Source organism: Allopseudospirillum japonicum, assembly GCF_900108915.1.
GTDB lineage: Bacteria > Pseudomonadota > Gammaproteobacteria > Pseudomonadales > Halomonadaceae > Pseudospirillum > Pseudospirillum japonicum.
This window is the reverse complement of sequence record NZ_FNYH01000022.1, coordinates 1-9788: the sequence shown is the minus strand read 5'-3', so window position 1 is coordinate 9788 and position 9788 is coordinate 1. Positions and strand designations below refer to the sequence as shown.

The following is a 9788-nucleotide window of genomic DNA, read 5'->3' as shown; positions in this document are numbered from 1 at the left end:
TGGGATAAAACCGCTCTTTGTAGGCTCGTTTTGTCATGCTGGATAAATTAGCAGCTCAGCGAGATCCTGGCAAGAGGGCACCGCTACGCGGTGCGCGCTTGTATCACCGCCCGATTGGGCGATGCTTTACGCGCTTTTTGGTAAAGGCATAATACCAACCCATATCATCAGCAAGGGCCAACAAATAGGCGGTCTGTCCCGAACTTAAATCCATTGGATAAGCAGTAAATTCTTGTACTTCGCCGATGGCTTCCCATTGGGCCGCTAAGTCTTGCACTTGAGGTAAATCAGGTGCTTTTGTCACTGGTACAAAAGCCCAGCTCGCCGTACTGAAAGCGCCACACATCAGGATGACACCTAAACGCCAATTAGCCACCAACATCTATAAAACCCTCTTAAAAAAGGGCATCATCCAACTGTGTGCGTTGCTCGGCAAGCTGTAAATAAGTCTGATGCAAGTGATCTACTTGCGCATACAAATGGGCAAGATCCCGACTATTATCAATAATATCATGTGCTTGTAAGCGTCTTGTTTTGCGTGAGCATTGGGCTTTCATAATCGCACGAATTTGATCTTCATCATTGTGATCACGAGCGCAAGCGCGTTCGATTTGTATCGGCTCAGGCACATCGACCACACAAATCCGATGCACCAATGCGACCTGGCCGCTTTCCAATAACAAAGGTGAGACCAATAAAGTATAAGGACTGGCACTTGCATCCAGTTGGCGACAAGTTTCATCGCGAATCACAGGATGTAGTACATCCTCTAACCATAACCTTTGCTGCTCATCATCAAAGACTTTGCGTCTTAAAGCCGCACGGTCTAGCTCGCCAGACGCTTGTAGTATCTCTGTACCAAAATGCTCACAAATCGCTTGATATGCAGGCATACCCACAGCCACCACGTCACGCGCGACCTGATCTGAATCGACAATATGAATGCCTTTTTCAGCAAAGCGTGCTGCGGCTGCGCTCTTACCCGAGCCGATACCGCCTGTCAAACCGATAATTAACATAAGAGGTCCTTAGCGAAAAACGCGAATGGAATCATGGTAGATAGCGAACTGCTATTATAAAGGGCGAGCATAAAAAGTGTGTGGCATTTTGGTCACTTTGAGATTTTCCTTGCACTAGAGGCTGGAATAGAGGCGCCTCAAATCTCATACCACCTTCTCTAGGAAACCCAATCGTTGGACGCCAAAGGCATTCGGTTTAACAAATCCCGGCGCTCTCGCCAATCAGGAAGGAGTTTATCCATATACGCCTTAAAGCGCTCGTTATGTTTGCGCTCCAGCAGATGTACCAGCTCATGTACTAGTACGTATTCCAGACATTCGGGGGGCTTTTTCGCAAGCTCTAAATTTAGCCAAATGCGCTTTGCCTGAATATTGCAGCTACCCCATTTGGTTTTCATTTTTTTGACCCCCCAATCGGCAGTTGTAACGCCTACCTTCTCCTCCCAAACAGGCAATAACTCAGCGATTCGCGCTTTAAGTACATCTCGGTAATACGCGCTCAGCACCAGCGCCCTGTTCTCAAGCCTTGTTGCGGGATTGACATATAAATGCAATCGACCACGACCTAGCTTGATTTCATGCTTTCCGGAACGCTCGATAAGATTCAGACGGTAATGCCGGCCCCATAGGTAATGGCATTCACCGCTCACCATTGCTCGATCAGATTGGCGAGCTTGTTTGGCAAAATCACTCTGCTGTTTCTTGATCCAAGGAATGCGACTGATCACTGCCATACGGATTGCGGTTTCTGTCATAGATTCCGGAGCAGAAACACGCACACGCCCATCAGGTGGCAACACGCTGATATGAAGGTTTTTAATTGCCTTACGATTTAACTGCATAGCAATAGAACCAATTTCTACCTTAGGCATCAATGGTACTCTTTTTGCGCTTTTGCCAATTCCATGACACTCTGAATATCAAGCTCATACCCTGCCGTTTCTTCTCGCACCGCATTGGCAATTTCTCGCTCCTTGAAACGATCACCAACCCAGTCCGCTTTTTTGGTATAGCGAATCACCGTATCAATTTTGGTAGCCAGCACTTCGTCGTTACCGAAGTTATCGTAGAAAGCACGTTTGGGATTAGAGTCCATCGAGGGCGGATAGTTAGCTGCTGTCTGCTCAGGGCGGATTACCTTACGAGATAGCTCACGGATTTTTTCCAGATACGCTTGATATTCAATGGCTTTTTGGCGGCGAAGCTCAATCAGCTCATCCAATAACACCGACATTTGTTCGTAATACTTGGGGTTAACCGGGTTTTCATCGACAATAGTTTTACGCACGTTATTTTCGATGGTTTCGGCCATGGCTTCCTGATTCTTACGAATACTCTCAGGCAAAGCCTCCACGGCATCAGCCCCTTTTTTAACGATCAGTTCAATGAGCCCTAGCTCTTCAAAATCCATCAGTACTTCGCTGTCATCCGCACGAATATACCTATCTAACAGGTGGCGCATGGCAGGCTCAAAGCGTTTCATTTCTACCAAATCGCCACTGGCCAGTTTGACTTCGTCACGGACTTTTTCAAAATGAGCCACTTCTGATCTGATCGAGTCTACATCTTGCGCAGCATAGCCTGCATCAGGCATTTCATTGGCGATATTGGCGAACGCACGCAGCAGTTTGGCAACGTTCTGATAAAGCGTTAAACGCAGTGCCTCTTTCTCAGTAAGCTCGTCTTGGTTCAGACCTGACTTACCACAAAAGTAATGAATGTAGTCTTCCGTATTGCGTGGCGCTTTGACTGGCTCACACAAGGCGCGCACCATTTCCAGCGCATTATCCAAATCGAGCTTGGCTTGCTCTAAACGATCTTTCAGCAGCCCTGCAACGTCCTCCTTGTCATAACCATCAAATGCGCCTTGAGTGTAATCCGAAATCGCTTTATCCAAGGAGCGGAACAGATCTTTGTAATCAATGATATAACCGTATTCTTTATCATCGCCATCCAAACGGTTCACACGGCAAATCGCCTGAAACAGATTATGATCCGCCATCTGTTTGTCGATATACAAATAGGTCGCCGAAGGAGCGTCAAAGCCAGTCAGCAGCTTATCGACCACGATCAGCAAACGCATTTGCCCTGGCTCATCAATAAATTGCTTTTTAACTTCTTTTTCAAAGGCTTCAACGCGATTAGCAGCCTTGTCTTCCGGCTGCTCGAAATAATCCGCAAGCATCTTGCGGTAAATATCGTACTTAAAGAGCTTTTCCGTTAAACCTTCACCGGTTTCTTCCCCTTTAATGCTTGCAGCAGTCGGCTGAAAACTGGTGACAATCGCCACCTTACCGGCTAAATCCGTTTGGCTGAACATCTCATAGGCTTTACAAGCCTGATAGACGCTAGAACAGACCAAGATGGCATTGCCGTAGCCATCCATCAGGCGTGGCTTGGTATCCATATCCAGCAAAATATCATTCACAATCTGCTGCAAACGCGATTTACTAGACAGCACCTTTTGCATGGTGCCCCATTTCTGCTTCAACTGGGTTTTCGCTAATCTAGACAAGCCGCGAGTTTTGGCCTCAAACCATTCATCGACCTTTTTCTGCGAAGTGACGTTTTGGTCAATGTCTCGTGCTTCGTAGCGCAAATCAAGCACCACACCATCGGCCACGGCTTCATCAAACTTATAGGTGTGAATGTAAGGGCCAAATACCTCAACCGATTTTTTCTTGTCTTTCTTCATCAAGGGGGTGCCGGTAAAGCCGACAAACATGGCGTCTGGCAGGATGGATTTCATCGCCTCGTGCAACTTGCCCGATTGCGTACGGTGACACTCGTCCACAAACACAAACAAATCACCTTTGGCTTTAAAATCCGATGGTAGGGATTTCTTTAACTCAGCAATAAACTCATCCGTCGCAGCATCCTTTTCCAAATCAGACTGGCGACCAAATTTATGGACTAAAGAGCACACCAACCAAGGGTTGGGCTGATTGAGCGTCGCCACCAAATCGGCACCGCTTTTGCTGCGATAAATCTCTTCCTCAACACCGGTGAACACCTTTTCAATTTGCTCGTCTAGCTCAGTGCGGTCAGTGACAATCAGCACGCGGGCGTCTTTGACATTCTCGCGTATCCATTTGGCCAGCCATACCATAGTGAGGCTTTTGCCAGAACCTTGCGTATGCCAAATAATGCCACCTTCACGCATTGCGATATGGCGTTTTGCCGCTTCAATGCCAAAGAACTGATTGTGACGACAGGTCTTTTTAATACCGGCATCAAACACCATAAAATCGTGGATAATCTGTAAAAAACGCGCTTTGTTGCACACGCGGCTTAGGTGAAAGTCGAGCTTATGGCTATACCCGTTTTCTATCTCTTCTTTCCATTCAAGATAGTGCTTCTCTGGTGTTTCAATGGTGCCATACCGCAAGCCTTGCGTATCATTACCCGCCATCACCAATTGCATGCTGGTAAAGAAGTTACGGATAAACTCTTTTTTCTGGTTATCCAGGTTCTGGCGAATACCTTCGGAAACCGACACCGAAGAGCGTTTCAGCTCAATCACACCGAGCGCGATACCATTGACATACAGCACTATGTCAGGGCGTTTTTTATTTTCACCTTTAATGGTGACTTCTTCGGCAATGGCAAAATCGTTTGCTTCTGGGTTTTTCCAGTCAATCAGCCAAACGGTTTCGTTCTGGTGACCGGCCCCTTCTTTCTCTTTCACGCCGTAACGCAGCAGGCGATACACCTCTTTGTTGGCGTAATAGAGCTTTTTACCTTCGCCCAGCGCTGCTGCCGTATCCAATTGGCGAATTGCACGCTTGATCAAGGCTTCGCTAACACCACGTTTTTTTAGCCAATCAACGAGGAGATCCACTTCAATATTTTTATTATTCGCGCGATCTTGCCAATTGCCTAAATAGCGATAGCCTAAGTCCGTTTGAAAAAACTGAACGATACGATTTTGGGTAGTGCGCTCACGCTGGCCAACGTTACTCATTTTAACGTCCTTATTCTATGCGTCTCTTGATAATGGCTTTAAATGTATTGCCAGCCCTGTCGTCAATAAACTCAATGTCTGGATACGCTTTTATCGCTCGTTTTATGCCGCTCCCCAAGCCCCGATATGGCAACACTTTTGGAGCAAACGAGGCCAAGATTGGGTTTCTAACATTCGAGTTACCCATTTTGATATTTTCTATTGTTAAGTTATTGGGCAAGTGACCGGGGCTCACGATTTCAATTCGATTAGCAAACACCAAAACCTTAATCGGCGCGGATACAAAGTAATCTCGATGAATAAGCGCATTGGCAATAAGCTCTTCAAGCACGATTCGCGGAACTTCTGGCTCGCCTACTGAGTTGAAGCCTTGTTCATTTTGCACATGGCGAATGTTAGCCAGCACAAAACCCAGAACCTTTTGGAATACATCCGATAGCTTGCCGTTAATATCCTGGCTGTCGATATAGTGCTCGTCTTCGATATCAACACCCGGAAAAGCCACCGCTTTTACAATAAAAACCGGTAAGCGTATTTGTGGACGTGACGAAAACAACAAGGCGCCGCAGATGTTAAGCTGCCCGTTCTTTGCCAAATTCATGTTTTCAAGCAGTTGAACGCGAGATACGTCTTGTTCTTCAACTCGTTCGCCGTATTCCCTCTCGAAAAATGCGTCAAAAAACTCTTGGTCTATGTCTGTAACAGAACTACCGCTAACAGGGGTCTCATCAGCGTGTATCAGTGCAGCTTCTTGAAACATTCTTTGGAGTTCTTCGCGTGCGGTTACTTTACGTTTATCTGATCCATTTTTAACCCATACAAACCCCTGAGTATCCATATATGGTTTGCTAATACCTTGTTCTATATGAACAACTATTACTAACCCATCAGGTAGCAGGATGTTTTCTGTCACTGGATTTATAGGGGGGCGAACATTATTTGTCGCCGCATTAGCGACGATTTGATTGATTCGACCTATATCATCTCTAGTTAACCCAGACCGCGAACCATCTTCATTCTTTACGCCAATTAGGATTAGCCCTCCGGCACTATTGGAAAATGCGACCATCTCAGCCCCCAAAGATGAGGCGTTATTAACATCGACTTTAAACTGATGCCGACTATCTTCATCACGCGCAATAATCGCTAAGAGTTCTTCGGTTTCCATGCTTCATACACCTGCTTACGTTTTTCGAAGGCTTCGGCACCACCTTCCATAATACTTACAATGCGCTGTTGAACGTCAGCACAATCAATGCTGCCGTTAACCAGCGCGATATGGTCATCTTGATACTCACAGGCAATTACCTGTTCCGCATCACCCAGCACCGGAATATTGGCATTGTGTGTCGCGAAGATAAACTGGGTAGAAGGCTTAAGCTGGCGAATCAGCTTGATGACATCGTCATAGATGGTTTGGTTGTCCAAATCATCTTCTGGCTGATCAATGATCACCACGTCGTTTTCTTGCTGACTTAACACAAACAGCATCAAGGCCGATGCCCGTTGCCCCAACGAGTGGTGTGCCAGTGCTTTGCCGTGATACTCGATAGTAAACACATTCGGCACTTGCCAAGTTAACAAGGCTTCCAGGTTGTCTTCAAAATACTGCCAGAAGGTATCAAAAGACCGGCCAAGCGTACTTTTCAGCTTTTCAACGTCGCGATAGGCCGATGCGAAATCACTGTATTCATCCACAATCTTCTTTTGGGTAGCGCCATGAATACCACTACCCCGAAACAAGTCTTGCATGAACGTGAGCATGGCAGCCTTATTCCCTTTAAATTGCGGCACAATTTTAAGGGGCGAATCAACCCGATTGATTTTGCTCAGTACCTGCTCAATAGTGCGGTACTCCTCCAACCAAAGATCATTAAGCTGCGCTAATTCACGCTCTAGGGATTGATTCAAATCCGCATACTGCTGCTCGCTTTTGGCGAGTACGGCTAACATTTGCTCGGCTTGGTCTAACAAGCTTCTAAGCTGTTTAAATTCTTGCGGGCTAATTGCCTGAGCACCGGCTTGCTTAAGCTCGGTGGCCAGTTTGCGTTCAATCTCGGCAAACTCTTCCTTCAACGACTGTTTTTGCTGCACAAAGCCAGACAACTTCTGCTGTAACAGCGCAACCGTATTGTGACCATTGAGCACCGTTTGCTTAATGCCATCAAAGCCAGCAATCAACTGCTGGTAGGTCGCAAAAAAGTCATCAAAAAAAATCTGATTTTGGGCAGACTTATACAACGCCTGATTTTTTAGCTCATCTTCAAAGCTGGCCACAAAACTATTGAGCTCCGAAAGATAATCCTCAGCACCTTGAATGACTTGCTGTGCTTTGCGCTCATCGCGGTCAAAGTCAATTTGCTTTTGTAGCTTAGTTTCAACACCGTGTTGCTGATAGAACTTGAGCTTAAATTCAGCATCTTGCTTTTTCTGCAACCATTCTTGCTTTTGCGTTGCCGCTCGGGTGAGGCGTTTAATCTGATTAATCGCATCGACCACCCGCTGACGGCCTTGCTCAATTTTTTGCCGGACAGGTACAAGCGCGTCGCCAAGCAGCTTCTCAATCAAATCTTTTTCAAAGCCAGCGCCCGTGCTGGAAAGATCTTTCTGACCAAAATAGATCGGCTGATGCAATACCGTTTCACGCACCGACACGCCCGGTTGCAACTGACCATTCACATACACATCGGGGCGCTCACCCAAGATACGGCGGATTTGATAGGGCTGGCCGCGGCGGTCAATGGCGTCGATGGTAATTTTGCCACCACTGCGTAGTAAGTGTTTTACCAGCCCTTCTTTGTATTCCACATCCGATGATTTATCGCCAAAGGGAATATTCAGCGCGTAGCGTACCCCTTCCAGCACGGATGATTTACCACTGCCTCGAATGCCAATCAGGGTATTAAGCTCAGGCGAAAGGCAAATTTCCGTGCCACCTAAAGTACCAGCGCCTTCAAAGCGGATTTTTTGAATATAAGAATGTTTATAGCTAGGCAGCTCGGCGCGGACTCGGGAAGCTTTATCACGCAACGCAAACTTAACCGCTTCAAAGCTAAATGAGCCAAGTTTTAAGTAGCTTGCCTTTTTACGTACCGCCATATCCGCAAGGTTCTTGGCATCACAACCTTCCACTTCAGCCGGATATAAATGACCTAATGCCTGCTGGATTTTCGCGCGGTCATCACGGGTGCGCACTTTTTGAAAAGCTAACGCTCTGCGTCGTACTGTCTCATTATCAAATAGCTCTTTGATGCGTACCGGAGCAAGGCCACCCCATAAGCCATTGGATGCTTCCACATGAGCGAATACCAAGAAATAATCCTTGTTGTACTCGTCCAATACTTTAATGGTTTGCAAAATATCGTGCTTCGAGCATGCATTTTCTTGTTCAAAGTTTGCTTGGCATGCGAATGTCACACTGAGAAACGTTTGAATATGGTTAGTTTGCTCTCTGTTGCAAAACCATTCATCAGAAAAAACCACCAAGGTATGCACACCAGCCTGACCATCTTTGATGGATAACTCAATGCCCGGTAACAAGCCAATGCCTGATTTTTTGGCTTTCTTGCGCAGCGCCTTAAATTCATCTACATCAAATTTATTATGGTTGGTGATTACGCCCAATCCTATCTTGGCCGCTTTTAATGCTTCTACATAATCACTAACAAAACGGTCAGACTCACCAGTATAAGTAAACTCTTTATCAGCGCGCGTATGGAGGTGGAAGTCGGCTTTTAACCAGCGACTACCGAAGTTGAATGGAGAGTTGACAGTGGATAGTGGAGAATTATTTTCGGTCATTTTGGGCATTCTCCTTTGAGGTTTTGACGATGGAAACAAGCAGTTTCAAAAGTTCTTGAATGTCAGGTTTAATGGATTGATAACTATCTTGAGTGATTTCACCCGATTGAAACAGCAACTCAATCCAATAGTCTGTTTCATTGGCTTCTTTTAACGCAATGCTCATTTTATTAATAAAATCAGCTTTGCTCTGTGCATGTTCCGCTTCACGCACCAAAGCCCCAATCGCCGTGCCGCTGCGCAAAATTTGTTTGCTCAAAACATACTCGCGCTTCTCAGCTTGCAAGTACTTCGACATCCTAACTACGCGCAGGGCGAAGTTAAAACTCTTCTCAGCAATCGGGTTGCGCTTTGTCAATGGAGAATTGAAAGTTGATAATGGAGAATGTTGGTTGTCTTTTTTCATCAATTTTGCGCGGGAAACCCCGTCCTGTTAGGGCGGGGAGGGATAGCGCGGCGGCGTCAGCCGCCCCCGTTCCCGCTCCTCCGTTTTAAGTGGGTTGCTATCTTAACAAAAGTCACGCTAAAATGTGACGCATGACAAAACGCGCCTATAAATATCGATTTTACCCGACGCCCGAACAAACTGAGCTGCTGGCCCAGACCTTCGGTTGTGTGCGTTTTGTCTATAACGCGATACTGCGCTGGCGTACCGATGCCTTTTATCAGCGCCAAGAAAAGATCGGCTATGTCGCTGCCAACGCCCGACTGACCGAAATCAAAAAAGATCCTAAGTTGGCGTTCCTGTCTGAGGTGTCGTGTGTCCCCTTGCAGCAATGCCTTCGCCACCAGCAAACCGCCTTCAAAAACTTCTTTGAGGGCCGTGCCAAGTACCCGGTATTCAAAAGCAAGCGGCACCGCCAGTCGGCGGAGTTCACCCGCTCGGCCTTTAAATACCGGGACGGCAAACTGTATCTGGCCAAAAGCAAAACCCCATTGGATATTCGCTGGAGTCGTGAACTGCCCAGCGCACCCAGCACAGTGACCGTTTCCAAAGACTCGGC

At 46.7% G+C, this 9788-nt stretch carries 8 protein-coding genes; 1 reads left to right on the top strand and 7 read right to left on the bottom strand.

What is annotated here, in order from left to right; translation table 11 throughout:
• Positions 1-103 precede the first annotated feature (103 nt).
• The 7 genes from BMX05_RS12210 to BMX05_RS12180 all read right to left on the bottom strand — a co-directional run bounded on the left by BMX05_RS12210 (position 104) and on the right by BMX05_RS12180 (position 9190).
• Positions 104-382, bottom strand: a complete 279-nt coding sequence (locus BMX05_RS12210; RefSeq protein WP_093312592.1) for a hypothetical protein — start codon at positions 380-382, stop codon at positions 104-106.
• Between the two features lie 13 nt (positions 383-395).
• Positions 396-1019, bottom strand: coding sequence for a dephospho-CoA kinase (coaE, locus tag BMX05_RS12205; RefSeq protein WP_093312586.1), 624 nt, complete (start codon positions 1017-1019; stop codon positions 396-398).
• Between the two features lie 158 nt (positions 1020-1177).
• Positions 1178-1891, bottom strand: coding sequence for a M48 family metallopeptidase (locus BMX05_RS12200; RefSeq protein ID WP_093312581.1), 714 nt, complete (start codon positions 1889-1891; stop codon positions 1178-1180).
• Positions 1891-4983 carry a type I restriction endonuclease subunit R gene (locus tag BMX05_RS12195; RefSeq protein WP_093312576.1) on the bottom strand — a complete coding sequence of 1031 codons (3093 nt, stop codon included), beginning with the start codon at positions 4981-4983 and terminating at the stop codon, positions 1891-1893. The genes BMX05_RS12200 and BMX05_RS12195 overlap by 1 nt, the downstream gene beginning before the upstream one ends.
• A gap of 10 nt (positions 4984-4993) precedes the next feature.
• On the bottom strand, positions 4994-6151 hold the full coding sequence (locus BMX05_RS12190; protein WP_093312572.1) for an RNA-binding domain-containing protein: 1158 nt from the start codon (positions 6149-6151) through the stop codon (positions 4994-4996).
• Positions 6130-8784: a TrlF family AAA-like ATPase gene (locus tag BMX05_RS12185; RefSeq protein ID WP_093312566.1), complete on the bottom strand. Its 2655-nt coding sequence runs from the start codon at positions 8782-8784 to the stop codon at positions 6130-6132. Before BMX05_RS12185 ends, BMX05_RS12190 begins: the two co-directional genes overlap by 22 nt.
• Positions 8771-9190 carry a four helix bundle protein gene (locus BMX05_RS12180; protein WP_093312562.1) on the bottom strand — a complete coding sequence of 140 codons (420 nt, stop codon included), beginning with the start codon at positions 9188-9190 and terminating at the stop codon, positions 8771-8773. The genes BMX05_RS12185 and BMX05_RS12180 overlap by 14 nt, the downstream gene beginning before the upstream one ends.
• Before the next feature lie 131 nt (positions 9191-9321).
• Here BMX05_RS12180 and BMX05_RS12175 point away from each other — a divergent pair.
• Positions 9322-9788: RNA-guided endonuclease InsQ/TnpB family protein (locus BMX05_RS12175; RefSeq protein ID WP_143051979.1), on the top strand; the 467-nt coding region annotated here is incomplete at its 3' end.

Coding starts and splice junctions, on each gene's coding strand:
- BMX05_RS12195 (WP_093312576.1), bottom strand. CDS start 4,983: ATGAGTAACGTTGGCCAGCGTGAGCGCACTACCCAAAATCGTATCGTT.
- coaE (WP_093312586.1), bottom strand. CDS start 1,019: ATGTTAATTATCGGTTTGACAGGCGGTATCGGCTCGGGTAAGAGCGCA.
- BMX05_RS12200 (WP_093312581.1), bottom strand. CDS start 1,891: ATGCCTAAGGTAGAAATTGGTTCTATTGCTATGCAGTTAAATCGTAAG.
- BMX05_RS12180 (WP_093312562.1), bottom strand. CDS start 9,190: ATGAAAAAAGACAACCAACATTCTCCATTATCAACTTTCAATTCTCCA.
- BMX05_RS12190 (WP_093312572.1), bottom strand. CDS start 6,151: ATGGAAACCGAAGAACTCTTAGCGATTATTGCGCGTGATGAAGATAGT.
- BMX05_RS12210 (WP_093312592.1), bottom strand. CDS start 382: ATGTTGGTGGCTAATTGGCGTTTAGGTGTCATCCTGATGTGTGGCGCT.
- BMX05_RS12185 (WP_093312566.1), bottom strand. CDS start 8,784: ATGACCGAAAATAATTCTCCACTATCCACTGTCAACTCTCCATTCAAC.